The organism is Williamsia sp. Y853 (genome assembly GCF_056786495.1).
Genome location: NZ_JBXCJC010000004.1, coordinates 514,323 through 538,077, shown reverse-complemented (window position 1 = coordinate 538,077; position 23,755 = coordinate 514,323). Strand labels below are relative to the sequence as shown.

The window sequence follows — 23,755 nt, the reverse complement described above, 5'->3', positions numbered from 1 at the left end:
CGCGACAACAACCGCCGGCTACCGCTTCTGAACCGTGCAGAGCGCGTATACCCACCCACCCGATTCCCAATCACACCCCGGGCGCCCTTTGGAGGGACCTGGACCACCGGTCACCGAGACCATCCACCCGACGTCGGCGTCAGCGGACGGCAAACCCCGGCAAGCGCTGCGTGTCCTCGATGACCGAGAAGTGCGATGCGTCGCCCTTGATGACGCGGCTGGTGTTGCCGTGGACATCGACGGGGAGATCGCCGGCAAGGGTTACCCGGTGCACACTGCGGGCCTGGTTGCCGTAATCGGAGATCCCGTAGTGCTGCGTGGAACGGTTGTCCCAGATCGCCAGGTCGCCCGGCTCCCATGCCCAACGAACGGTGTTCTCGAGCTTGGTGATCCGAGCCTGCAGCAACTGGAAGAGCGCGGTGGTCTCTGATGGCTTGAGGCCGACGAACTCCTTGACGAAATGTCCGAGCAGCAGCGTCTTCTCCCCTGTTTCGGGATGCACGCGGACCACCGGATGCTCGGTTTCGTAGATCTCACGGGTGAAGTTGCCGTAGTTGGCGGCACCGTCGGCGGGCACTTTGATGTTCTGGGAGGCCTCGGCGTAGTCGTACGCATTGGTGTGGACGGCACGCAGGTTCTCGACCAGATGCACCAGCGATTCCGGGAGCTGGTTGTAGGCCGCTGTGGTCGACGCCCAAGTGGTCGCACCGCCGTATTCGGGAATGGTGGTGGCGCGAAGGATCGACGCCTTCGGGATCCGGTCGATGAACGTGACGTCGGTGTGCCAGCTGCTGGCCGCGCCATCGATGATCAACATCTTGTTCTCGGCCGAGGTCAGAGTGGGATGCGTGGTGGTCTGGAGGCCCAGGGTGCCCGCGAACTCGTACTGCAAGGCGTCATCGAGATGATCCTGCCCCCGGAAGAACACGACACTGTTGGTCGCGAGTGCATACCGGATCGCCAACGCGGTCTCTGCGGAGAGATCGCCTGAGAGGTGAACGCCCTCGATCCGGGCACCGATGTGTTCACCCACCTTGTGGACGGTGATCCCACCGGCTGCATAGATCTCCTCGGCACTGATACCTGCGGTGGTCCGATCGAACTCGGCTACTGCGGTCATGACTATTCCTTTCCTTGCTGGACAGAAGGTTTCGAAAGATAGGGCTGGTCGGACATCTCTCAGATCGCGGCTGCGAGGGGCGTGGAAACGATGATCTCGGCACGACGTTCGCGTTGCCGGACAGGGTCAGGAATTGGGACAGCAGCAACCAACTGACGCGTGTATCCGTGCGTGGGGTTGCCGAAAACCTGCTCGGCCCTGCCCAGTTCCACGATTTCACCTCCCCGCATCACCGCCACCCGATCAGACACCTGATGGACAACGGCGAGATCGTGGCTGATGAACAAGCACGCGAATCCGTGCTCTGCGCGGAGTTCGGCGAACAACTCGAGTATCTCGGCTTGGACGGACACGTCGAGCGCGCTCGTGGGTTCGTCGGCCACGAGCAACCGGGGTGCCAGTGCCAACGCCCGCGCGAGGGCAACGCGTTGGCGCTGACCACCGGAGAGCTCACCGGGCCTGCGTTGCGCATAGGATCTCGGCAGCTTCACAGAGTCGAGCAGGTCACCCACCCGTGCAGTCAATTTCGGACCCGAGGCCACGCGATGAACCTCGAGTGGTTCGCCGATACTGGCACCCACCGAGCGACGCGGATCCAGTGATGCGGCGGGGTCTTGATGTACCAGCGCCATACCCCGGCGACTCCTGCGCAGCTCCGAACCGGACAACTTTGCCAGGTCCCGGCCATCGAGTAGCACCTCACCGGCCGTGACGGAAGTGATGCCGAGTGCAGCCCGTCCCAAAGTCGTTTTGCCTGAGCCGGATTCACCGACCAGGCCCAGAACCTCTCCGGGGTGCAGATCGAGGGAGACATCGTCCACTGCCCGGAACTCGGGGTTGCCGTGCCTGGCCGGGAAGACCACGGACACTGTGCGCAGTGACAACACGGCGTCAGTGTCGGCGATCGGTGTGATGGATTCGGCAACCTCACCGGCTTCGGGGAGCCTGGGGACCGCGGCCAGCAGCGCCTTGGTGTACTCGTGACGAGGCGTCGCGAAAAGGTTTGTCACAGAACTTTCTTCAACGATCTGACCGCGTTTGAGGACCACAACGCGGTCCGCGATGTCTGCCACGACGCCCATATTGTGTGTGATCAGGAGAATGGCGGTCCCGGACCGATCGCGCAGCCGTCGCAGCAGTGCCAGTATTTCTTCCTGCACGGTCACATCGAGCGCGGTGGTCGGTTCGTCCGCGATCAACAGTGCCGGTTCGCCAGAGAGCGCCAAGGCGATGACAACCCGCTGCTTCTGACCGCCCGACAGTTGGTGCGGATACCAGTCCACCCGAACCTCGGGCTCGGGGATCTCGACCATCCGCAGCAGTTCCACCGCTCGGGCCCGGGCCGCGCTTCGGGGCACCTTGCCGTGTGCCCGAAGGGCCTGCGCAATTTGCCATCCCACTTTGCGGACCGGATTGAGCGCGGTCTGTGGTTCCTGGAAGACCATCGCGGCGCGGGTTCCCCGCCACTGGTTGAGAGAGCGTTCCGTTGCGCCGATCACCTGGTCGCCGGCCAAGACGATGGAACCGTGCGCCTGTGCGCCCTGCGGGAGCAAGCCGAGTGCGGCACGGGCGGTCATCGACTTGCCCGAACCGGATTCGCCGACCAACGCCACGATTTCGCCGCGTTCCACACTCAGACTGACGTGATCGACCACGGGGGTCACCCCGCTGTCGGCGTCGCCGAACCTGATGACGAGGTCGTGGATCGACAACAGGGTGGGCGTGTGTGAGGTGGTCATGATCAATCCTTCGGTCCGCGACTGGCGCTCAGATTCGGCGGGCATGGTTCAATCCCTGGGCGATGAGGAGGAAGCTCAGGACCATCGCCGACACGACGATCAGGGGACCAACGGCGTAGGCCGGGTTGGTGTCGAGGTTCGGCACCGATGCGGCGATGATCGATCCCAGAGAAGGGTTCGGCGGCCGCACTCCGATACCGAGAAAGCTCATGGCGCTTTCGGCGAACACAGCGGCCGACATCGACAGTGCCAGTTGCACACCCAACGGCTCTGCGGCATTGGGAAGAACATGTTTGCGCAGCACCCACCAACGGCCGGCCCCGATCACCTCGGCCGCCTCCACATATGGCAGCTCACGCACCTTCAACAGCGTCGTTCGCAGAAGCCGCCCGAAGATAGGGATCTCAGCTGCCACGATCACCGCCACCACCGGCCACACACCGGGTCCGGTGATCGCGACGAGTGTGATGGCCAGGATCAACAGCGGGAAAGCAAGGATCACATCGAACACCCGCTGCGTCACCACGTCGGCCACCGTGTTCAGACTCGACAACAGTCCGAACAGTGCGCCCAGAACAGCGCCGAGTGGAACCGCGACCATGATGATCAGCACGTTGGTGCGGATGCCGTACAGAGTTCGGGTGAACACGTCACGATTCACCTCGTCGGTGCCGAACCAGTGATCGGCACTCGGCCCCAACAGGTTCGCGCCTTCGATCTGTTCGTTCGGCGAGAACGAGGTGAGCCACGGCGCCAGCACACCGGCAGCAACGATCACGCTCAGGATGATGACTCCGACGAGTCCTTGACCGGACAGCAGCGCTCCGAGCATCGGATTGCGACGCCGAACGCCGTTGGCGGAATCGGCGGTGTGGCCATCGAGCCCGGGTTCTGTCTCGATGACGCTCATGCCTGTCCTCCGATACGGATCCGTGGGTCGAGATAGGCGTGCAGGATGTCGGTGAACAACTGGATGAGCACGAAGATCGTGACCGATAGCAACAGCAGCACCTGCACCACCGGATAGTCACGCCGCCCGATGCCCTGCTCGATGAGCTGACCGATGCCCGGCCAGGCGAAGATCGCCTCAACCAGCACCGCACCGCCCAGCAGGTGACCGGTCTGGATGCCGACCACGGTGAGCATGGTCGGTACGGCGTTGCGTAGCGCTGTGCGGGTCACCAGATTCCACCGCGACACACCGGCGGCGCGCGCGGTGATCACATACTGCTGGCCCATCTCGGTACGCAGCGACTCGCTCAGAAATCTGGTCAGCGATGCGGCCACCGGCAGTGCCAGACATACCGCTGGCATCAGCAGGTACTGAACCGTGATATCCGGTTGCGCCCAAAATCCCTCCGGTGGAACACCACCCGATGGCAATACCGGAAAGATCACCGCAAAGACCAACACGAACAACACACCCGTGACGAAGTTCGGGAGGGCAACGGAGACGGTGTTGATGGTGTTCACCGTCGCGGTCAGCCATCGATTCGGCCAGGCGACCACCGCGATGCTCAACGCCAGACTCATGATGACGGCGAGGAGAAGCGCGGTTCCGGCCAGGACCGCTGTGTTCCCGAGGCCGGCGAGGACCAGATCAGCGATCTCACCACCCAGCACATACGACCGTCCCAGATCGAAGGTCAGGACATCACCGATCCATGAAAAGTATTGCGCGAAAATGGATTTGTCGAGTCCGAGTGAATGCCGAATCGAGTCGATCGACTCCGGGGTGGCGTCTGGTCCGGCCAACACCACGGCCGGGTCACCCGGCACCAGTCGCATGGTGAAGAAGATCAGCAAGGACGCCAGGAACAGGACCACCAGCGCGGAGGGCAGGCGTCCGATCAGATAGCGGATCATGTGTCGTCCGATCTCTCAGGCAACGTACGCGTCGGTCAGCAGGGTCTGCCTGGATTTGGTCCAGGCGAGGTCGTGCACCCGCGTGGCAGCGGCGGGTTGCGGGACCTGCACGGCGATTTCGACGAGGAACACGTCGCGCAGCAGCAGATCACTGATCTGCGCGTAGTGTTCGACCGCCGTTCCGTCGACCCCGTCGCGGGTTTCCCACGCGGCGGCAGCGGCTTCGGTGTACTCGGGTGACGAGTACCGAGATGCGTTGTGGGCAGCGTTGAACGGGTACGCACTGACCGTGAGTGTGGACGGCACAAACTGGGCAAAGGTGTGGGCATAGAGCCACAGACCCTCGAACTCGGCGGCGATCAGCGTCTTGAGGAAAACTGATTGTTCGACCGGATCGAGTTCCACGGTGATTCCCACGTCGGCGAGATTGGCCTGCACGATCTGTGCGATGGCCTCGAAGTCGCCGCCGCCGCCACGATACGTCAGCGGAATCGTCGGCAGCTCACCCACCTCTGCGATCAGCGACTTGGCCTTGGCGACATCCCTTGTGTACGTGGAATTTTTCGCCTCGTCGTAGGCCACCGAGTGTTTCGGCCACGGAAGGTTGACGGCATAGCCCGAGTCGCGGAGCACCTCGGTGACGATGCGATCACGATCAATCGCGTATGCCAGGGCTTGCCGAACCCGGACATCAGCGAGCGCAGGCGCGGTGACATTGACCCCGAGATACGTCTGTGTTTCTGCACCTTCCAAACTGGTGACGTCGAAACCGTCGGTGTCACGGAGCGTTTGTGCATCCCGGCCGCCCAGCTCACCGGTGTAGTCGACCCGCCCCGACTTGAGTGCACTGAGCCGGCCCTGCGCGTCGGGAATGATCAGTGCTTCGACCCGGTCGAGGTACGGTCGATCCGGTACGCGATACTTCGCGTTGCGCTCGAACGTGATCTGGCTGTTGGGGGTTCGCGAGCTGAGCACGAATGGCCCGGTACCGATGAATGTTTCACCGTTCTGCAGCGCAGCGAATGTTTCGCTGTCGAAGATCGGAGCGAGGTCGAAGACATCGAACAGGTTCCCGACCGGGTGTGCCAGCGTCAGAACCAAAGTCTGGGGATCACTGGTGTCGTATCCGGTGATCGTCGCGGCGGTGCTGCGGAGCTGTGCCGAGAATTTGGGGTCGGTGTAGGTACGCAACGAGAACTCGGCGTCTTTCGCGGTGAACTGTCTGCCGCTGTGGAAGTAGACGTCATCTCGCAGGTGCACCGTGTACGTCAAACCGTCCGGCGATTGCTCCCAGGACCTCGCCAGCAGCGGTTGAGGTTCGATGGAATCGACGGGATACCGGGTCAACGTCTCGAAGACCAGGCCCAGCATGAGAGTTCCGGCCAGGCTTCCGCCCGTCAACAGCAACGGTGGATTGATGTCGTCGGACACGCCGACTTTCAGGCTGCCGCCACGTACCGGCTCGGCCGAGGCATCCCCGGCTCCGCGCTGCTCACCGACCGCAGAGGAACAAGCGGCCAAAGACCCGGCGCCCAGGACTGCAAAGGCTGTGAGTCCGGCTCCACGTAAGAAGCCGCGTCGATTGACGGCAGTCGTTGAAATAGACGAGCGCATGGGTTTACGTCTTTCAGGAGCTGAGAGGGACAGAATGATTGGTCTGAATGGGCAACTGCAGGGGGTGACAACTCAGCCGGCGGCGGGAATCGGCACCTCCGGCGCCACCTCGATGCGGTGGATGCGGCGGTCGCCGTCGCCGTAGTCGTAGATGGCGTTGTGCTGGACAAAATGGTTGTCCCAGATCGCGATATCGCCGACCTGCCAGCGTCGGCGGCACGTGAACTCGGGCCGTATCGACTCTGCCCTGAGGAGATTGACGAGCGCGTCGCTCTCGGACTTCGACAGACCGTTGATGTCCGGGGTGAACAGGTTGTTCACGAACAGCGACAGTTTGCCGGTCTGCGGGTGCCGGATGACCACTGGATGCCGAGTATCCGTCGGCTGAGCAGGCGTGCTCGGAAAGCGGTGCGAGGCGCTCAGGCCGAGAAGCAGCTGCCGGATGGGTTCCGACAGCGCCTCGTAGGCGGCGATCTGACTCGACCACATGGTGTCGCCGCCGAACGCAGGCAGCTGCTGCATATGCAGGACGCTGAACCGTGATGGCTTCGGTTTCCACGACACATCGGTATGCCACTGATTCGCCTGGTACGCATTTTCGTTCTCGGTGGAGATCACCGAGATCTCGGGATGACCTTCTTCGCCGAGGTTCTCCAGATGCACGTGGGGGTATTCGATCGGTCCGAAGTGTTTCGCAAATGCGGTGTGGACATCGGGATCGAGACCTTGCGCGGGAAAGAACAGAACACCGTGCCGGTACAGCTCCTTCTTGATCCACTCCACCTGCGCGTCATCAAGGTTTCCGACTGCCGCGCCGTGGATCTCGGCACCGATCATTCCCGCTATCGGGTGCACCGACAGTGATGGTTTGGTCTCGAGAGTCGTCATGGATCTCCTTGAATCGCGCCGATGTTCGTCGATGGCCGATGCCATCTGAATGTGAATCTAATGCGGGGTCATTAAATTGACGCCGTATAGATTTTGCTTGCGTCCATCTCTTGATTTGCCGGTTCAGAGTTGCTATGGGGCGGGCATGTGGTTTCGAATCAGACCGGCGCAAGGCTAGGTTTGACCCTGTGGCAACCAACAAAGGGCGGTATGCCTCGGGAGAGGCAACCAGAACGCGTTTGATCGAGAGCGCCGAACGGTTGTTCGCCGAACGAGGCTATGCCGCAGTGTCCCTCAACGATATTCGCCAGGCGGCCGGGCAACACAATGCCTCGGCGATCAGTTACCACTTCGGATCCAAGGCCGATCTCCTGCAGGCCATCTTCGAGTACCGGCTGCCGTCGATCAATGCCGACCGCAACGCCGTCGTGGCGACGTTGTACCGCGACGAGGAGGCACCCTCGACCCGGGCAGTGCTGTGGGCGACCGTGAAGCCTCTTGCCAACACACTTGGTGAGGGCAACAGATATGTCGGCGTCCTTGACCAGCTGACGACTGCCGGGCTGATCGGAGAACACTTCATGGCAATCGACGCATCGCTCAACGAAAGCGGTCGCGTCGTTGCCGAGTCACTGCGGGCGTCCGTCGATCACCTGCCTCCCGCGGTCGTCGACCTGCGTCTGGAGCTCGTCTTCACGAGCATGGTTCGGCACCTCGCGAACCTCGGGCGAAGCGGGACTGTCCCCACTACCGAGGACCTGACCGATGCGATCGACGCCTGGGAGGGACTACTCCTGGCCCCCGTCTCCACTCCAGGGATCTGACGACACCCGGACCTCGGTGCGTTCACAAACAGACCACGCGTCGGGTCTTATGAACTCGTTACGTCTGTGTCAGTGCAGATCAGTTCCGAGTGACTGTCGCCGACCACCCCGCACAGCTCCCAGTTTCGCGGGATTGGCAACATTGTGGATCTCCGCTATCTGACCATCGGAGTTCATCGTGAACGTGAAGGTGCCGATCACCCGCGCGGCCCCGGTGATCAAAACCCCCAGGGCACCATTGATTTCGGTCACGGTGAAAGCCATGTCGGCAATGTCGACGCCCTCGTAGGGTCGCTGCGACACCCCGGCCAGCCAGGCCGATACCGCAGTGGCGCCAAAGATGGGCCGCCGCGCCTGTCGAACCTTGCCTCCACCGTCGGTCCACAAGGTCACCTCTGGAGCGAGGAGCTCCATCAATGCGTTGATGTCGCCGCCGCCTGCCGCGGCGAGAAACCGATCGACCACTTCGCGGCTGTGGCGTGGCCCCACGTCGAACCGTGGGCGTCGGGCCTGCACGTGCGCTCTGGCACGCCGACCTGTCTGGCGCACAGCACTTTCCGTTCGCTCGAGCGTGGTGGCGATTTCGGTATAGCTGAAGCCGAATACCTCTTTGAGCACAAAGATCGCCCGCTCCAACGGGCTGAGGCTCTCCAGGACCACCAGCATCGCGACCGACACCGATTCAGCCTGCGAACCTTGATCACCGGGTTGATCAAGGTCGGTCAGGATCGGCTCGGGCAACCACGGGCCGACATAAACCTCGCGTCGACGTTGAGAGGAGCGGAGCCGGTCCAACGCGACATTACAGACCATCCGGACAAGATAGGACTTGGGTTCGGCCACCTGTTCCATGTCGACCCGCGACCACTTGAACCAGGTGTCCTGCACCGCGTCCTCGGCATCTACTGCGGTGCCGAGGACCCGGTAGGCGGCTGAGAACAGCAGACCGCGGTTGTCGTCAAAGATCTGTTGCGCATCCACTACTCACGTCATCTCGCCGTCGTCGCGCTGCCCCCGTGTCGCCACGGAATCGCGCCTGGAAAATTCTTCATCACGCCGAATGCCTTCCAGGGACTGCTACTCACCGTCTCCTTGTACATGGTGGCCGATCTACCTGTGAGCACATACCGATTCGGCGAATCGTCGGGTCGGGTGAACTGGACAACAGCATCGGACCTGCCGAGGCTGAGTGGTTGATGCATGTACGCGAACCGAAATGGCTTGGGCTCTTCACCTTTGAGCTCGCGGACAATCGACGCTGCGGCGTGTGTTCCCGACGGGATCCCGCTCTGACAGGTGCCGTGGATGATGCCGTAGTTCTGACGGATGGCCGCCACGTCGCCCACCGCGTACACGTTCGGGTGGGACAGCGATCGTAACGTCGTGTCGGTCACGATCCGGCCTGCGTCATCGACGGCGAATCCCGCCGTGGCCACCACGTCCGGAGCTTTGACGCCCGCGGTCCACAACACCGCATCGGCAGCTACCTGCTCACCGCCGACGAGATCGACGCCGTCAGGCAACACTTTGGCGATATCGACGCCATCGCGCACGGTCACGCCGAGGCGAGCCAGGGAATCCGCCACGTATTCCTGGCCCCTGGACCCCATCTGCGATGCCGGCGGCCGGCGGCTCAGCAGCGTCACATCGAGGTGGGGATGCTGTTCGGCCAGTTCGGCCGCGGCCTCGACACCGGTCAAACCGCCGCCTGCAACCACCACTGCACCACCATCCACGATGCCCTCGATTCGGTCGGCAAGCCGCGCGGCGCTTTGGACATCGTCCAAGGTGTACGCATGTTGCGCCACGCCCGGAATCGCTGGGGCTGCGACACTACCGAGCGCGCAGACCAGGATGTCGTAACGAATGCGGGACGTGTCACCGAGCCGAACCGACTGGCCTTCCGGATCGATCTCGTCGACCCACCCACACCGGAAGTCGATACCGGTTCCGTCCAGCATCTCTTCGATGTCGTAGAACTCCAGCTCCTCACCGGCTGCCACCTGATGCATGCGCAACCGCTCGGTGAATCTCGTGCGTGGGTTCACCAAGGTGACATGGGTCGGACCGGATGCCCACGAACCTCCTCGGGCACGCCGGGCGACTCCGATGGCCGTGGCCATTCCTGCGTAACCGGCACCGAGTATCACTATCTCTGACATGACTGGCGTCCTTTCTCTCGTCTGTATCCATGAGACGCAACCCACGGTCCAAAACGTGACATCGGCGCCCGCCGGCTCGGACCGGCCACCGCACAAGCCGGTACCTTTTATGGGCGTCGAGATACTGTCCGAGCAATGCCGCGTGCGACGCTCCAGCCTTCTCCGACGGTGATGACCGGTTTGATGCAATCATCCAGCTTCAACGAGAAGACGTGATAGGTCTCGCCGCTGCGTTCGAGTGGGATGCGTTGGGTGACAATCCCATTCGGATTGAGCAACCCATTTTGAATGTGTTCGAGCAGGAGTGGCCACTGCCGCTTGACGGTGCCCTGGTTCAGTTGCTGCCGAGTAGTGCGCCGAATATCCGGTGACGACTGCGCCCGCGAGAAGAAGTGCATCTCCCTCGATGGTGCCCCTCATCAGAGCTATGTTTGAAGAACTCCGGGACTGGATACACCCCTATACGGTCCGGTTGAAGTCCCAGCCCGCCACACCAACACTCGTGGCGTCATTGCCTCGAGTACCGACGCGCCGGATCCCGACGCCGAAGAAGGGCACTCATGAGCTGGAGTTGCGACACCTGTGGACGGAATCTGAAGATGCCGTACATCACCGACCACCTCGCCGAAGTTCACGCCGGGTACACCAGCGGATGGGCAATCACCGCAGACATGGCCATGTGCCCCGCCTGCGCCACAGCACTGATGGCGCCATCGCTGGATGACAGCAGCAGCGTGGTGGGCTGAGCCCCATGGGCATTCCCCACGCTCTCGGGCGTGGGGAATGCCCCGTCCCAGCCATCGGCACGATCGAATCCACCGCTGAGCCGGGCCGAACTTGTCATTCGTCGTCTGACGACCGGTAGGCACTTCGATAGCGAGCGCGGCGAAGTCTGGCCATCCGACTTTGTAACACGGAATTCCGGCCCTTTTTTCTGCTCGATGAGAACAATGTAAAAACGGCGCCGGCGAATAGAACCGCGGCAACCGCGGCGATAATCGCTCCGATCGCCGATCCATTGGCCCAAAAAACCAGGGCCACACAAATAGACGCGACGGTGGCCAGGACGCATAGAAAGCCCGCCCAGCCCGCGGCATGCATCTTGCCGACTTCACGCTGAATCGGTGTATTTCTAGGCATCAATCGCTCCTCCTAGTGCATCACCCTGGCGCGAAGTTCTCTTGAACAACTCATCTGCCGCGAAAAGTACCCATTACCGAATCGGGTAAACGCCGCGAGCGGCGACAGTCAGGGGTTGCACCGCCGCGCCATCCACCGGAATCGCGGGATCAACTGCACGTGCAGGCGGGGCATACTCACACCATCACCACGGCCAGTCCAACGACACAAATGGCCATGACCGCGCACAACACCGCGGTCAGTGTCGCACTGACAACCAATCCGACCACCAAGACCACGCCACCCAGCGCGAGCGCGAACGCCGCCACCAGCGCGAGCGTCGACCCGCGCTTCGCACCGAGATCGTCCCAGATCTCCGGGTCCGAAATCCTCACGTCCGGAACCGCGGCTCCAGCGTTGTCATTGTCAAAGATTCTGCGAGAGAACATTTCCACTCCTCTGACCGCAGCACCCGTACTCGCTCGTCGTTGCGCAGATAAATGATCTGCCGTCGACGAACAAAGCAATTATTTGGGCATGCGGGGTAACCGATTTTCGAACGACCGGGGAAAGAATGACCACGACATTTCGAAAGCCCGGATGACGACCAATGTCGATTGTGCGGCTGGGTGGTGAACCGTCCAACAAGGATAATCCGCAGCATCTCGTAAAAGCAACACGGCGCCGATCAGCACGCGGGTTCCGATGCGTCCGTTCTGGGTACCCCGCCGGAGAGCAGCGAATGGCGCCGATTTACCCGTACAACGACAGGAGCACCAATCATGACCAAGAAGACCAGCGCCTCACCGAAGTATTCACATGAGTAACGCGCACGACCGCGGGACGGATCCGGAGAACTTGCCTGGATTGGAGGGCGCCCACGGGGTCGAGCCCGGCGCCACACCACCGGATGCCGCGCAGACGTCCGGGCTGTCCGCTTCCGAGCCCCGCACCTCGCGGCATTTCCCGCCGACCGGAGTGGCCACGATCATCGTTGTGGTCCTGATAGCGATCCTCTTTCTTGCCGCTGCGATCGGAATCATCGTTCAGATGGTCTCCTGACCGCGTCCAGGACGGCCCTGGACGCACGGCCACATGCACGTCGGTCTCCGCGAGCACTGCTCGGGCGTCCGCCACGTCCACCGCGGTCGCCACGTCGGATCCGCCGGTCGCAGGTTTCAGGCGCTCGGTGGAGGGCTACCCATAGACATGCAGAACACAACGCCCTGCTGTCGGCCGCTGTCCCGAGGCATCTGATGGTCTCTGACGCGGTTGTCATCGGTGGTGGCCACAACGGTCTTGTCGCCGCTGCCACGCTCGCCGACGCCGGATGGGATGTCACCGTGCTCGAGGCCCAGCCCGAACCGGGAGGGGCGGTACGGAGCGCAGAGCTGACCTCTGGCTACGAGAGCGACCTGTTCAGCGCGTTTCACCCTCTGGCGGCAGTGTCACCGGCGTTTCGCGGACTCGATCTCGACTCGCACGGTCTCCGATGGAGTCACGCGCCGGATCCGTACGGGCATCCCAGTCACCCCGACGATGACAACGCGGTGATCATCCACCGGGACCCCGCCGAGAACGCTGCCCAGTTCGCCCGGTACGACGAACGGGACGGCCGCACATGGCTGGCGCTGACCGAGCAATGGCAATTGCTGAAACCGGCACTGCTCGAGACCTTGTTCGGCCCGTTTCCGCCCCTGCGCGGCCCCCTGTCCATTCTCCGCAGGCTGGGTATCGGTGATTCGACTCGGCTCGCGCGGTTTCTGCTGCTGCCGGCCAATCGAATGGTCACCGAGTTGTTTCACAGTGAACATGCGCGTTTGCCGATGCTCGGTAACGCGATGCACGCCGACGTGCCGCTCGACGCGCCGGGCAGCGGAGTCATGGGTTACCTGCTGACCATGCTCGCCCAGGACACCGGCTTTCCGGTCCCGGTCGGCGGGGCGGGTGCGCTGACGGAGGCACTGGTGCGTCGGTGCGAATCGGTAGGAGTGCAGATCGTCTGCAATTCTCCGGTCACCAGCATCGAGACCAACTCGGGCCGAGCTCGCGCAGTGCGAACAGCGGACGGGACGTCATGGAAGGCCAAACGGGCCATCATCGCGAACACCTCCGCGCCCAACCTCTACAAGAATCTTCTGCCTAAGGACGATGTCCCCGTGCGGGTCCTCGACGACCTCGAGAACTTCGAATGGGATGCACCGGTCGTCAAGGTGAATTACGCGGTGCGCGAGCCCATTCCGTGGAACTCGAAGAACCTGGGCCGGGCCGGAACCGTCCACGTCGGAGCAGACAGGCACGGTTTGATGCGTTGGATGACCGACATCAACACCGGGGTGGTCCCCGCACATCCGTTCTTGCTCGTCGGGCAGATGACGACCGCCGACCCGACACGATCACCAGCCGGGACCGAAAGTGCCTGGGCCTATTCGCATCTACCGAGAGGCATTGACGATGATTCCGCCGCGCTGCAACTCGCCACGCGGATGGACGCGGTGATGGAGGCTCATGCTCCGGGATTCGGGGACCTGCTCGTCGGCCGACACGTACAGACCCCGGCCGACTTGACGGCCGCCGACGCCAACCTTCACGCCGGCGCCGTCAACGGCGGTACGTCCCAGCTGCATCAACAGCTGATCTTCCGGCCGACACCAGGGCTGGGACGGGCGGAGACGCCTGTGGAGCGCTTGTATCTCGGAAGCGCCTCGGCCCATCCAGGCGGTGGAGTGCACGGTGCGTGCGGACGTAACGCGGGGCGGGCCGCACTCTCTGCCGACGGCGTCAAAGGGCTCCCGCGTCGCTTCCTGGCGCGCAAGACCATCGATCTGTTCACCAGATAGAAGAAGGCGAGGCTCGCTCGAGGCGACTATCCGGTCTCCACCAGTTTCCGCGCCACCTCTGCAAGTGGCACGTTGCTGTCCTGAGACAGCTTGCGTAACAGTTCGAATGCCTGCACCGCATCGACGGAAAACCGCTCCATGATCATGCCTTTGGCCTGCCCGATGAGGTCACGACTCGCGAGCGCACTGTTGAACTGCACCTGTTGGCGCGCCCTGAACATGGCCAGCGCGGTGTGGGTGGCGTAGACGAAACCCACTTCTTCAGACTCCCGGGTGAACGCGTTCACCTCCTCGGAGAACAGATTCAGCGCGCCCATGGCACCTTCATGGGTGAACAGTTGAAATGACAGACTTGACCTGGCGGCAGTTTCGCTTATTGCTCGCGCGGCGAACGCAGGAAACCGCTGCTCGTCATAGAAGTTGTTCATCCAAACCGTCGGCTGCTCCCACGCAGCTTCGAGGCAGGGACCTTCTCCCACCTGCTTCTGAATCTGATCGAGTTGTTCCACCACCGGATCCGTGACCCCGAGCGATTCGAACTCTTTCTTCTTCCGGACCAACAGCACGCCTGCGAATTGCGCCCCCGGCACATGAGTCACCGCGCCCGAGGAGATCGAGCCGATCAAGGCATCGACATCGTCCTGCGCCGACGACAGTTTGTGCATGTCTCGCACCAGTTCGGCAATGGTCGTGTGCACTTCGGCGTCCATCCAACTCACCGTTTCTGTCCAACGCTCACGGCGGGCTTCTTCCACCGACTCGCGGATCAGTATACGCACGATACGGGTGGCCAACGTGCCGATGCTCCGCGGGACACACGGGGACGCCAACGGGGAGAATTGCCGAACTCGTTGTGCCGCCTGGTTTTCCCTCATGCGTTCGCGGAGGAAGCAATCTTGTGGCCATACATCCGCCGCCGTATCGCGCCGACCCGCCCCCACCCGGTGGTCGCCCGCCGACCTCCGGGCAACGCCGTTGCGGCACTTCCATTGACGATTCTCGATCGTGCGCGCGATCGCCTCGACGGACACGTGCGCAGCGACTCGGCCCTCGCGTCAACAGCGGCGGCGGGTAGCCGGACCATCGCCGGACTGGCCGGCCGAATCGAACACATGACCCCGCTGACCCGCGGCGACGATCCGTCGACCCACCGAAGCTGACCGGGGCCTGCTCTCACTCGACCGGTATCGGCGCCTCGATGTCGGCAAGGCCGTCCGCTGGTGGCCGCAAACGACGCGCGGACCTTTCCGTCCTGGACTGACGTCCCTGGTGACGAATTACCCTGCACCCCACATTCTTTCAGCCCACACCGAATCTCGGCCGGCGGCGGGACGACCTGAGGGGTTGCAAAGCCGGTCGATGACTGCAACTATTGGTCCAGGTTAAATGACTAGCCGTGCTCTGCGCCGGCGGTACCCTCATGCCTGCGCTTCCCATATCGTGTTCAGGGAGCGATTGTGAAGTCAGAATTCGAATTCGCCGAATATTCCAGTGCGGCTACATCCGCGTGTGGCCAATTCTCTATTTCCACGATCGCTTGCCACGACCTTTTTGTCCTGAGTGTGCGCGGCGACCTCGACTTGTTGACGGGCGATCAGCTGAGTCAGACCATCGACGAGGCCCTCGCCTCGGGTGCAAAAAGCCTGGTCATCGACATGACGATGACCGACTTCCTCGGCGCCGCCGGCCTCACCGCGCTCGACTACGGACGCCGACGAACCGAGACCGCGGGCGGACGATTTGCCGTGGTGGCCGCCGGCCGCGCGACAGCCCGCCCCATCACGGCACTCGGACTCGACAAGACGCTGAACATGCACCGCAGCGTCAACGACGCGATGGCTGCTTGCGGCCGAGGTGGCCCGGCGAGCCGCCGTCTCGTAACCGACGCAATCGGAGTGCATGGCCTCACCCGGCCTGCATGAACCGGCTACGCCATCCCAAGACACCGGACTTGGCGCGATTCATTCACCTTTTCTGATTGCCAGATATACGGCAGATTCACGGCTCGAATGCGGTGCCGGTGATCTGGGATGACAAGCACTCTCCGCAGGCAGATACCGATGTATGTCGCCGCGGCATCAGTTGCCGAAACAACTTGGGTTGCAACCTTTTCACTCCATTGGACCCGTTTGCCTCGGCGGTTGCCACCTCACGGCATGCCCTGCCACGGAAGGTCGAACACCTGCGATTTCCATAAACGACTGGATTCCAATATGTTTCGTCACACCGACTACCTGCAATTCGATGTCAAGCCGGAGACTCCCGACCCCGTCTACGCCCGAAAGCTACAGGAGCTACTCGGCGGCGCGTTCGGTGAAATGACCGTCACCATGCAGTATCTGTTCCAAGGATGGAACTGCCGGATGCCCGGCAAGTACAAAGACATGATCATGGACATCGCGACCGAAGAGATCGGTCACGTCGAGATGATCGCAACGATGGTGGCCCGACTTCTGGAGGGCGCCCCGGCAACCGAGTCGAGCAAGGCCGCCGGGGGAGATCCGGTGACCGCAGCTGTGCTCGGTGGAATGGATCCGCAGCAGGCCATCGTTGCCGGCGGAGGTGCCCTCCTCGCCGACAGCAACGGGGTCCCGTGGAACGGCCGTTACATCATCGCCAGCGGCAATCTCCTCGCAGACTTCCGTGCGAACGTCACTGCGGAGGCCCAGGGCCGTTTGCAGACAGCTCGCCTGTACCACATGACCGACGACCCCGGCGTGAAGAACATGTTGAAGTTCAACCTCGCCCGAGACACCCACCATCAAAACCTCTGGCTCGCCGGGATCGAAGAGCTCAAGGCCGACGGTCTCGAGGAGACCATCGCACCGAACGCGTTGCTGGACGAGGAATACTCCGAACACGCCGAGAACCTCTGGCATCTCTCCGACGGTGTGCACTCGGCCGAAGGTGGCTGGGCGAACGGAGTGGCCCCGGACGGTAGGCGCAACATGGGGATTCTCACGGATCCGCAGCCACTGGGCGGCAAAGGCCAAGCGCCGGCACCAGATCCCAAGCTCTACGCCACTTACGATGGCTCGCTCGGGACACCACGTGAGGCTGCACTCGGTACCGAAAAGGGTCTCATGGGCAAGGTGAAAGATGCCCTTGATCCCGACTCGTCACGCGACAAGGCCTAAAAGCGGACCACCCGTGTGCACTCAGGCACGTCAGTCACGATCAGAGCCGGCGAGTTTCTCCAGATAGGCGTCGAGCACCGCAGGGACGATCAGTGCGGACAGCTCATGTTGCAGCTGAGCCCGGATGTAGCTGTCAACCGTGAACTTCGGTGCGAAATGCCAGTGCTTCAGAGCCCAGCCATGCGCCAGCATCATCAGATCGAAGACCACCAGGTCGACATCGACGGGCTTCATCAAACCGAGTTCGATGCCGGTCTCGATGGCACCGCGCATCGGTGCGGAGGTCTCGACCTCCAGGTCCTTGATCTGTTCGCGGCCGGCCGCATCCAGGGTTCGGCTCTCGCGGTATGTGAGGATCACGGCATCGCGATTCTCGTCGACGATGGTGGTGTACCGAGCGAATCCGGCTACCAACCGGTCAACCGGGTCGTCACCGGCACTGTCCATCGCGGGCTTGAGCTGGTCGCGGAAGGTCTCCAGAATGTCGACGATCGTGGCCAGCAGGATGTCTTCTTTGTTGCCGAAGTACTTGTAGATCAGGCCCACGCTCACCTCGGCCTCGTCGGCCAGTGCCTGCATCGACATCTGGTGAAAGCCGGTGCGCTGCATCACGGTCACCGCCGCATCGAGCACCTGGCGCCGCCGGGACGAGACCCGTACCGCACGGACTGCCTCGTCGACAGTCAACTGCGCGTCTGACTTGGCCATGCGGTCCTCCTCTTCCACCTGATGCGAATTGATTCATCACCGTAGCGGATTGTCACATCTGCAGATCTTTGGCGATGATCGTCTTCATGATCTCGGTGGTGCCGCCGTAGATGGTCTGTATCCGGGCATCGACAAAAGCCCGTGCCACCGGGTATTCCCGCATGTAACCGTAACCGCCGTGCAGTTGCAGGCAGCGGTCCGCGGTACGCACCTGCAATTCGGTGGTCCACCACTTGAGTTTCGCCGCGCGGGTGGCGCTGAGCTCCCCCTTCACGTGTGCGGCGATGCAGTCGTCGAGATAGGTTCGGGCGATGTCGATCTCGGTCGACAGTTCGGCCATGACGAACTGTGTGTTCTGAAATCCCGAGACGGGCCGGCCGAACGCGGACCGCTCGCGCACGTACTCGAGAGTCCGGGCGAACACACCCTCCGCCGCCGCGACCGCACCCACCGCGAGTGACAGCCGCTCCTGCGGAAGGTTGTGCACCAGTTGGTAGAAACCCTGCCCTTCTTCACCGAGCAGGTTCGTCGCCGGCACCCGCATATCCGTGAAGGCGAGTTCGGAGGTGTCCTGGGCGTGTAATCCGATCTTGTCGAGATTGCGGCCACGTGTGAATCCCGGGGTCTCGGCGTCGACGACGAGCAACGACAACCCCTTGTGACGATCCGGAGATGTTCGCACGGCGACGACGAACAGATTTCCGTTCTGTCCGTTCGAGATGAATGTCTTCGCACCGTTCACGACGTAGTGGTCGCCGTCTCGCACAGCCGAGGTGCTGATACCGGTCAGATCACTGCCGGTACCCGGCTCGGTCATGGCGATGCCCAGTACGGTGTCGCCGGTGACGACCCCGGGCAGCCACCGTGCTTTCTGCTCGGCGGTGGTCATATCGGTGAGGTACGGCAGCACCACGTCGTTCTGCAAGGAGAACGCGATCGCTTCGGAGGCCGCTCCGGTGCGGGCCGTCTCATCGATGACAATCGCGTTGTACCGGAAGTCATCAACGCCGGGACCGCCGTACTCTTCGGCGACCGTAAACCCTAGGAGCCCTTGTTGACCCGCGTCCGTGAACAGGGAACGATCAAGCATCTTGTCCTCTTCCCACTTCTCATGGGCGGGGACGATGCGTTCGGCCACGAAACCGGCGACGGCATCACGGAAGTCCAGGTGTTCGACGTCGTGTGTCAGTGCGCTCATGTCGGTACTCCTTCGCCGCGTGTCAACGGAATGCGTTCTGACCGGTGAGGGCCTGCCCGAGGACCAGCTGGTGCATCTCGGGGGTGCCTTCATATGTGAGCACCGATTCAAGGTTCACCATGTGTCTGATGACCGGATATTCGAGGGATATGCCATTGCCGCCCAGTATCGTTCGTGCCGTGCGGCAGATCTTGATCGCTTCGCGGGTGTTGTTGAGTTTGCCGAAGCTGACCTGATCGGGACGCAGGCCGACACTGTCCTTGAGCCGGCCCAGGTGTAGGGCCAGGAGCTGGCCTTTGTGCAGTTCGACGGCCATGTCGGCGAGCTTGCCCTGCGTCATCTGGAATCCGGCGATCGGTCTGCCGAACTGCGTGCGCTGCGTCGAATAGTCCAGTGCGGCCTCAAAAGCTGACCGTGCTGCGCCCATCGATCCCCAGATGATCCCGAAGCGGGCCTCGGTGAGGCTGCTGAGCGGGGCCTTGACACCCCCGCCGCCACGCAGATCCGTGCTGGGCATCAACGCAGATTCGGGTAGACGGACGTTGTCGAGAACGATCTCTCCGGTGGCCGAGGCACGAAGTGACAGTTTGTGTTTGATCTCCGGGGTACTCACCCCCGGAGTGTCGGTCGGCACGATGAAACCACGAATCCCGCTCTCCCCCTGCCCGTCGTCGGTCTGAGCCCACACCACCGCCACATCGGCGATCGGCGAGTTGGTGATCCACATCTTGCTGCCGTCCAGGATCCAGTCCGAGCCGTCCTTACGTGCCCGGGTCTTCATCGCAGACGGATCCGATCCGGCATCCGGTTCGGTGAGTCCGAAGCAGCCGATGATGTTGCCTTCGGCCATCTGCGGCAACCATTGCTGCTTCTGCTCTTCGCTTCCGTTGTTCCAGATCGAGAACATCGCGAGAGATCCCTGCACCGACACCATCGATCGGATACCGGAGTCGCAGGCTTCCAGTTCGAGACTCGCCAGGCCATAGTGGACCGAGGTCGATCCGCCACAGCCATAACCCTCGAGATGCATTCCGAGGACACCGAGTGATCCGAACTCTTTGAAGAGTTCACGCGCATGTGGAATGCCGCCCTGCTCAAACCATTCGGCGATGTTCGGTGCGACGTGCTCGTTCAAAAATCCTCGGACGCTGTCCCGAACAGCGAGTTCGTCGTCGGAGTACGACAGATCCAGACCCAAGAGGTCGGTGCGGTCGAAAGTCGGTGCAGTTCTGGTATTCAAGATCCGGCTCCTTGTGTTTCGGGCGTCGGGCGGTGAAAGTGGCCGTCGGCCATATCGGTGCGTGCGGCCTCAGCCGCTTTGTAGTGAAGCTTCTTACCGGTCGCCGACAGTGGCAAGGATTCGACGAGGCGGTAAGCGCGGGGACGTTTGAAGGTCGACAACATGGGGTGATCGCGACAGTATCGGTCGAGTTCGTCGACGCCGAGTGCCGGATCGGATGTGACCACGTAGGCGACCACGACCTGGCCCCAACGGTCATCCGGTACCCCGACCACAAGGCAATCCGTGACGCCGGGGTGGCCGTTCAGCGCCTCTTCGATCTGCACGGGGTGGACGTTCTCGCCGCCGGAGATCAGCATGTCGTCTTTGCGCCCGACGATGGTGACGAACTCATTTTTGTCCCAGGTCGCCAGGTCACCGATGTGCAGCCAACTGCCCGAATACTTCGCCGCTTCCTGCTCGGGTGATTTGTAATAGGCCATCGCACTTTTCGGCGACCGCACGATGATCTCCCCGACCTCGGAGCCATCGCGTGCGACCGTCTGATCCGGTCCGGCGAGTGAGCCGTCATCGAGGATCTTCACCACGGCGACGTCGTCGTCGATACATGCCCGACCGGCCGTGCCCGCCATGGCCGGCAGGTCAGCCGGACGCAGGAAGGTGTTCCAGAAGCCTTCGGTGCTGCCGTATCCGTTGAAGATCCGGGGCGTGAGCACCCGCTGGTAGAGCAGTGCCGCGTCTCGTTCGAGTGGCGCGCCCATCGTGACGATGCCACGCAGGGACGACAGGTCTCGGGGTCGGTCCTGCTGTGCCTTCGCGAGCATTCCGAGGTTGGTTGGTGCCCCGATGAGGAAGGTCAATCCGAACTCCTCGACGTAATCGAGAGTGAGATCGGCATCGAATGTGCGTTGCGGCACCAGCGATGAACCGAGATAGAACGTCGGATTCGGTCCCGCACAATACAATCCGCCGCGATGGAACCAGGGTGTCATGTTGAGGGTGCGATCTTCTGGCGCCAGCGGAAAATGCATGATGACGTCGTGTGCGCTGAAGATCTCGATGGCACTGTTGAGCGGCACGGCTTTCGGCATGCCGGTGGTACCGGACGTGTAGAGACGGGAGGTCTCATCGAAGACGCCGCGGGTGACGGTCGGCGGATCGGCGGGACCTGTGGTGAAGTCATCGAACCTGATCGAGGTACGCCCGACGACCGGCTCTCCCGCACCGACTGCCACCAGCAGTTCGGGCACGTGGGCGGCGCGCTGGAGTGCGTCGGCCACCATGGCCGACAGGTCCACGTCGTAAATGAAGACACGGGGCCTGCTGATGTCGATGATCGTGGCCGTTTCACCGGCCGCCAGACGATAGTTCAGCGGCGACCCGACCGCCCCGGCGGCTTGGGTGGCGAGATAGAGCTGCGCGAACTCCGGGCCGTTGAACAGTTGGTAGGCAACAACATCACCGGGGCGCACCCCGGCCGCAACCAGCGCGGTCGCGATGCGGTCCACCCGGTCGCCCAACTCGGCGTAGGTCCACTGCGCCCCGGTGACCGGGTCGATCATCGCGACGCGGTCAGCGTAACGATGGACGTTGCGTCGAAAACCGTTGAGATAGGTGAACTCGGTTTCGAAATACGCCCTATAGGCGTGGGCGTCGTACTCTACGGGTGTGCCGGCATCACTCATGGTGCTATCCCGCCATGGTCAGGCCGCCGCTGACACTGATCACCTGTCCGGTGATGAATGACGCGGCGGACGAGGAGAAGAACAGGACTGGCGCGGCGACCTCGTCGGGCCGGGCCAACCGTCGGAACGGAATCGCCCGGACCAGAGCATCTTTGAGCTTCTCTGCTTGCGCCTGGAACAACGGGGTGTCGGTCGGCCCCGGGCAGACACAGTTGACGGTGATGCGATGCCGGGCCATCTCCCGGGCCAGCGATTTGCTCAATGCGATGACACCGCCTTTGGCTCCGGCATAGATGGCCTCGCCTGAGCTACCGACACGACCGGCATCGGACGCCAGGTTGATGACCCGGCCGCCCGGGTGATCGGGATTGTCGGTTGCCACCTGAACCATTCCGGGCAGGAAGGCACTGCACATGTGCACGGGTCCGAGATAGTTGATGGCGACCACCTTCTCAGCGAATTCCGTTGAGGCGTTGAGGAATTGATCCGTGCGATCCCAGCCTGCCGCGTTCACCAGGATCGTGGGAATCCCCAGCTCGGCGTTGACCTGGGCGCGGAGGGCATCCACCTGCGACCGATCTGCGATGTCCACACCCATCGGGGTGATCAGATCGCTGTGCTCGGCGGTCCGCTTGGCGGCTTCGAGATCCAGATCGGCGGCGGCGACGGCGATACCCTGGTCGGCCATCGCGAGCGTGATGGCCTTGCCGATGCCCGACCCTGCGCCGGTGACCACGGCGATTGTCTTGGTACTCATGGTTGTCCTCTCAGCTTCCGACGTACTTGCCGAAGTCGGGGGTCCGTTTCTCGGCGAAGGCGTGGGCGCCTTCGAGCCCCTCGGGTGAATGGGTGAACAGATCGAGGGCAGACATCGCGAGGTTGCTCAGACCGGCTTGATGATCGGTGTCGGCGTTGAAGCTCTGCTTGAGGAATCGCAGCGCAGTCGGGCTCTTCTCACCGATCTCGGCGGCGATGGCCTTCGCCTCGTCGAGCAGCTGGTCGGCGGGGACAACGAAGTTCACCAGACCCCAGCGTTCGGCCGTCGCGGCGTCGTACTGCCGGCACAGGTACCACATCTCCCGTGCGCGTTTCTCGCCGACGACCCGGGCCAGGAATGCCGAGCCGAAACCCGCATCGAAGGACCCGACCCTGGGTCCGGCCTGCCCGAACTTCGCGGTCTCGGAGGCGATCGACAGATCGCAGAGCACGTGGAGCACGTGGCCACCGCCGATCGCCACACCGTTGACAGCCGCGATCACCGGCTTGGGGACGTCCCGGATCAGCTTGTGAAGGTTGCCGATCTCGAACATGCCGCTCTCGGTGGGGCCGTAGTCCCCGGTTTCCGCACGTTGCTTGACGTCACCGCCGGTGCAGAAGGCCTTCTCCCCGGTCCCGGTCAAGATGATCGCCGCGATGCCGTTGTCAGCCCACGCCTTGCGGAACGCGCCGATCAACTCCTCGACAGTCTTGCCACGGAAGGCGTTGTAGCGGCTCGGACGGTTGATCGTGATGACGGCGGTGCGGCCGTCGACCTCGTAAATGATGTCCTCGTACGTCGGAGAATCCCCATTGAGTGATTGAGTGTTCATAGTGAATGAATGTACATTCACTACAC

24 protein-coding genes are annotated in these 23,755 nt (G+C 62.6%); 6 read left to right on the top strand and 18 right to left on the bottom strand.

The window, feature by feature from the left end; translation table 11 throughout:
- Positions 1–139 precede the first annotated feature (139 nt).
- The 6 genes from AC1TPF_RS23065 to AC1TPF_RS23040 all read right to left on the bottom strand — a co-directional run bounded on the left by AC1TPF_RS23065 (position 140) and on the right by AC1TPF_RS23040 (position 7,227).
- The gene (locus AC1TPF_RS23065; RefSeq protein ID WP_482140478.1) at positions 140–1,120 is read right to left on the bottom strand and encodes a TauD/TfdA dioxygenase family protein; all 981 of its coding nucleotides are present in this window, start codon (positions 1,118–1,120) and stop codon (positions 140–142) included.
- A gap of 59 nt (positions 1,121–1,179) precedes the next feature.
- Positions 1,180–2,859 carry a dipeptide ABC transporter ATP-binding protein gene (locus tag AC1TPF_RS23060; RefSeq protein WP_482145406.1) on the bottom strand — a complete coding sequence of 560 codons (1,680 nt, stop codon included), beginning with the start codon at positions 2,857–2,859 and terminating at the stop codon, positions 1,180–1,182.
- A 28-nt stretch (positions 2,860–2,887) separates the two neighbouring features.
- On the bottom strand, positions 2,888–3,769 hold the full coding sequence (locus tag AC1TPF_RS23055) for an ABC transporter permease (RefSeq protein ID WP_482140482.1): 882 nt from the start codon (positions 3,767–3,769) through the stop codon (positions 2,888–2,890).
- Complete coding sequence (locus AC1TPF_RS23050; RefSeq protein WP_482140484.1) at positions 3,766–4,725, bottom strand: ABC transporter permease; 960 nt, start codon at positions 4,723–4,725, stop codon at positions 3,766–3,768. Before AC1TPF_RS23050 ends, AC1TPF_RS23055 begins: the two co-directional genes overlap by 4 nt.
- A 15-nt stretch (positions 4,726–4,740) precedes the next feature.
- Complete coding sequence (locus tag AC1TPF_RS23045) at positions 4,741–6,339, bottom strand: ABC transporter substrate-binding protein (protein WP_482145405.1); 1,599 nt, start codon at positions 6,337–6,339, stop codon at positions 4,741–4,743.
- A gap of 72 nt (positions 6,340–6,411) precedes the next feature.
- Entirely contained in the window at positions 6,412–7,227 is an 816-nt protein-coding gene (locus AC1TPF_RS23040) for a TauD/TfdA dioxygenase family protein (RefSeq protein WP_482140488.1), read from the bottom strand.
- A gap of 188 nt (positions 7,228–7,415) precedes the next feature.
- Between AC1TPF_RS23040 and AC1TPF_RS23035 the strand changes: the two genes are divergently transcribed.
- A complete protein-coding gene (locus AC1TPF_RS23035; protein WP_482145404.1) occupies positions 7,416–8,051 on the top strand; it encodes a TetR/AcrR family transcriptional regulator in 636 nt (211 codons plus the stop codon).
- 69 nt (positions 8,052–8,120) lie between these two features.
- Here the strand turns inward: AC1TPF_RS23035 and sigJ are convergent, their stop codons facing one another.
- The 5 genes from sigJ to AC1TPF_RS23010 form a co-directional block, all read right to left on the bottom strand.
- Positions 8,121–9,032, bottom strand: a complete 912-nt coding sequence (gene sigJ / locus AC1TPF_RS23030) for an RNA polymerase sigma factor SigJ (protein WP_482140492.1) — start codon at positions 9,030–9,032, stop codon at positions 8,121–8,123.
- An 8-nt stretch (positions 9,033–9,040) separates the two neighbouring features.
- Entirely contained in the window at positions 9,041–10,213 is a 1,173-nt protein-coding gene (locus AC1TPF_RS23025; RefSeq protein ID WP_482145403.1) for an NAD(P)/FAD-dependent oxidoreductase, read from the bottom strand.
- 107 nt (positions 10,214–10,320) lie between these two features.
- Positions 10,321–10,611, bottom strand: coding sequence for a hypothetical protein (locus AC1TPF_RS23020; protein ID WP_482145402.1), 291 nt, complete (start codon positions 10,609–10,611; stop codon positions 10,321–10,323).
- Between the two features lie 233 nt (positions 10,612–10,844).
- On the bottom strand, positions 10,845–11,057 hold the full coding sequence (locus AC1TPF_RS23015; protein WP_482145401.1) for a hypothetical protein: 213 nt from the start codon (positions 11,055–11,057) through the stop codon (positions 10,845–10,847).
- Positions 11,058–11,529: 472 nt separating this feature from the next.
- Positions 11,530–11,781, bottom strand: coding sequence for a hypothetical protein (locus AC1TPF_RS23010; protein WP_482140497.1), 252 nt, complete (start codon positions 11,779–11,781; stop codon positions 11,530–11,532).
- 370 nt (positions 11,782–12,151) lie between these two features.
- Here AC1TPF_RS23010 and AC1TPF_RS23005 point away from each other — a divergent pair, with 370 nt between their 5' ends.
- Positions 12,152–12,394: a DUF6480 family protein gene (locus AC1TPF_RS23005; RefSeq protein WP_482140498.1), complete on the top strand. Its 243-nt coding sequence runs from the start codon at positions 12,152–12,154 to the stop codon at positions 12,392–12,394.
- Between the two features lie 194 nt (positions 12,395–12,588).
- On the top strand, positions 12,589–14,172 hold the full coding sequence (locus tag AC1TPF_RS23000) for a phytoene desaturase family protein (protein WP_482145400.1): 1,584 nt from the start codon (positions 12,589–12,591) through the stop codon (positions 14,170–14,172).
- A 26-nt stretch (positions 14,173–14,198) separates the two neighbouring features.
- Here AC1TPF_RS23000 and AC1TPF_RS22995 read toward each other — a convergent pair whose 3' ends face one another.
- On the bottom strand, positions 14,199–15,203 hold the full coding sequence (locus AC1TPF_RS22995) for an ANTAR domain-containing protein (protein WP_482145399.1): 1,005 nt from the start codon (positions 15,201–15,203) through the stop codon (positions 14,199–14,201).
- Here AC1TPF_RS22995 and AC1TPF_RS22990 point away from each other — a divergent pair, their 5' ends adjacent.
- From AC1TPF_RS22990 to AC1TPF_RS22980, 3 genes are all read left to right on the top strand, one after another.
- A complete protein-coding gene (locus AC1TPF_RS22990; protein ID WP_482145398.1) occupies positions 15,204–15,332 on the top strand; it encodes a hypothetical protein in 129 nt (42 codons plus the stop codon). It abuts the gene before it with no gap.
- Positions 15,333–15,629: 297 nt separating this feature from the next.
- Positions 15,630–16,094: an STAS domain-containing protein gene (locus tag AC1TPF_RS22985; RefSeq protein WP_482140505.1), complete on the top strand. Its 465-nt coding sequence runs from the start codon at positions 15,630–15,632 to the stop codon at positions 16,092–16,094.
- 291 nt (positions 16,095–16,385) lie between these two features.
- On the top strand, positions 16,386–17,309 hold the full coding sequence (locus AC1TPF_RS22980; RefSeq protein ID WP_482140507.1) for a manganese catalase: 924 nt from the start codon (positions 16,386–16,388) through the stop codon (positions 17,307–17,309).
- A 30-nt stretch (positions 17,310–17,339) separates the two neighbouring features.
- Here the strand turns inward: AC1TPF_RS22980 and AC1TPF_RS22975 are convergent, their stop codons facing one another.
- From AC1TPF_RS22975 to AC1TPF_RS22950, 6 genes are read right to left on the bottom strand one after another with little or no spacing between them, the layout of a single operon-like run.
- The gene (locus tag AC1TPF_RS22975; protein ID WP_482140509.1) at positions 17,340–18,017 is read right to left on the bottom strand and encodes a TetR/AcrR family transcriptional regulator; all 678 of its coding nucleotides are present in this window, start codon (positions 18,015–18,017) and stop codon (positions 17,340–17,342) included.
- Positions 18,018–18,069: 52 nt separating this feature from the next.
- Positions 18,070–19,215 carry an acyl-CoA dehydrogenase family protein gene (locus AC1TPF_RS22970; RefSeq protein ID WP_482145397.1) on the bottom strand — a complete coding sequence of 382 codons (1,146 nt, stop codon included), beginning with the start codon at positions 19,213–19,215 and terminating at the stop codon, positions 18,070–18,072.
- Between the two features lie 22 nt (positions 19,216–19,237).
- Positions 19,238–20,455 carry an acyl-CoA dehydrogenase family protein gene (locus AC1TPF_RS22965; RefSeq protein ID WP_482145396.1) on the bottom strand — a complete coding sequence of 406 codons (1,218 nt, stop codon included), beginning with the start codon at positions 20,453–20,455 and terminating at the stop codon, positions 19,238–19,240.
- Entirely contained in the window at positions 20,452–22,140 is a 1,689-nt protein-coding gene (locus tag AC1TPF_RS22960; RefSeq protein WP_482145395.1) for a class I adenylate-forming enzyme family protein, read from the bottom strand. Before AC1TPF_RS22960 ends, AC1TPF_RS22965 begins: the two co-directional genes overlap by 4 nt.
- A gap of 4 nt (positions 22,141–22,144) precedes the next feature.
- Positions 22,145–22,897, bottom strand: coding sequence for an SDR family NAD(P)-dependent oxidoreductase (locus AC1TPF_RS22955; protein WP_482145394.1), 753 nt, complete (start codon positions 22,895–22,897; stop codon positions 22,145–22,147).
- Between the two features lie 10 nt (positions 22,898–22,907).
- Positions 22,908–23,729, bottom strand: coding sequence for an enoyl-CoA hydratase-related protein (locus tag AC1TPF_RS22950; RefSeq protein WP_482145393.1), 822 nt, complete (start codon positions 23,727–23,729; stop codon positions 22,908–22,910).
- Positions 23,730–23,755 lie beyond the last annotated feature (26 nt).

Bases quoted from the DNA above. Each gene is read 5' to 3' on its own strand.
- AC1TPF_RS23065 (WP_482140478.1), bottom strand. From the start codon at position 1,120: ATGACCGCAGTAGCCGAGTTCGATCGGACCACCGCAGGTATCAGTGCC.
- AC1TPF_RS23060 (WP_482145406.1), bottom strand. From the start codon at position 2,859: ATGACCACCTCACACACGCCCACCCTGTTGTCGATCCACGACCTCGTC.
- AC1TPF_RS23055 (WP_482140482.1), bottom strand. From the start codon at position 3,769: ATGAGCGTCATCGAGACAGAACCCGGGCTCGATGGCCACACCGCCGAT.
- AC1TPF_RS23050 (WP_482140484.1), bottom strand. From the start codon at position 4,725: ATGATCCGCTATCTGATCGGACGCCTGCCCTCCGCGCTGGTGGTCCTG.
- AC1TPF_RS23045 (WP_482145405.1), bottom strand. From the start codon at position 6,339: ATGCGCTCGTCTATTTCAACGACTGCCGTCAATCGACGCGGCTTCTTA.
- AC1TPF_RS23040 (WP_482140488.1), bottom strand. From the start codon at position 7,227: ATGACGACTCTCGAGACCAAACCATCACTGTCGGTGCACCCGATAGCG.
- AC1TPF_RS23025 (WP_482145403.1), bottom strand. From the start codon at position 10,213: ATGTCAGAGATAGTGATACTCGGTGCCGGTTACGCAGGAATGGCCACG.
- AC1TPF_RS23020 (WP_482145402.1), bottom strand. From the start codon at position 10,611: ATGCACTTCTTCTCGCGGGCGCAGTCGTCACCGGATATTCGGCGCACT.
- AC1TPF_RS23015 (WP_482145401.1), bottom strand. From the start codon at position 11,057: ATGACAAGTTCGGCCCGGCTCAGCGGTGGATTCGATCGTGCCGATGGC.
- AC1TPF_RS23010 (WP_482140497.1), bottom strand. From the start codon at position 11,781: ATGTTCTCTCGCAGAATCTTTGACAATGACAACGCTGGAGCCGCGGTT.
- AC1TPF_RS23005 (WP_482140498.1), top strand. From the start codon at position 12,152: ATGAGTAACGCGCACGACCGCGGGACGGATCCGGAGAACTTGCCTGGA.
- AC1TPF_RS23000 (WP_482145400.1), top strand. From the start codon at position 12,589: ATGGTCTCTGACGCGGTTGTCATCGGTGGTGGCCACAACGGTCTTGTC.
- AC1TPF_RS22980 (WP_482140507.1), top strand. From the start codon at position 16,386: ATGTTTCGTCACACCGACTACCTGCAATTCGATGTCAAGCCGGAGACT.
- AC1TPF_RS22975 (WP_482140509.1), bottom strand. From the start codon at position 18,017: ATGGCCAAGTCAGACGCGCAGTTGACTGTCGACGAGGCAGTCCGTGCG.
- AC1TPF_RS22970 (WP_482145397.1), bottom strand. From the start codon at position 19,215: ATGAGCGCACTGACACACGACGTCGAACACCTGGACTTCCGTGATGCC.
- AC1TPF_RS22960 (WP_482145395.1), bottom strand. From the start codon at position 22,140: ATGAGTGATGCCGGCACACCCGTAGAGTACGACGCCCACGCCTATAGG.
- AC1TPF_RS22955 (WP_482145394.1), bottom strand. From the start codon at position 22,897: ATGAGTACCAAGACAATCGCCGTGGTCACCGGCGCAGGGTCGGGCATC.
- AC1TPF_RS22950 (WP_482145393.1), bottom strand. From the start codon at position 23,729: ATGAACACTCAATCACTCAATGGGGATTCTCCGACGTACGAGGACATC.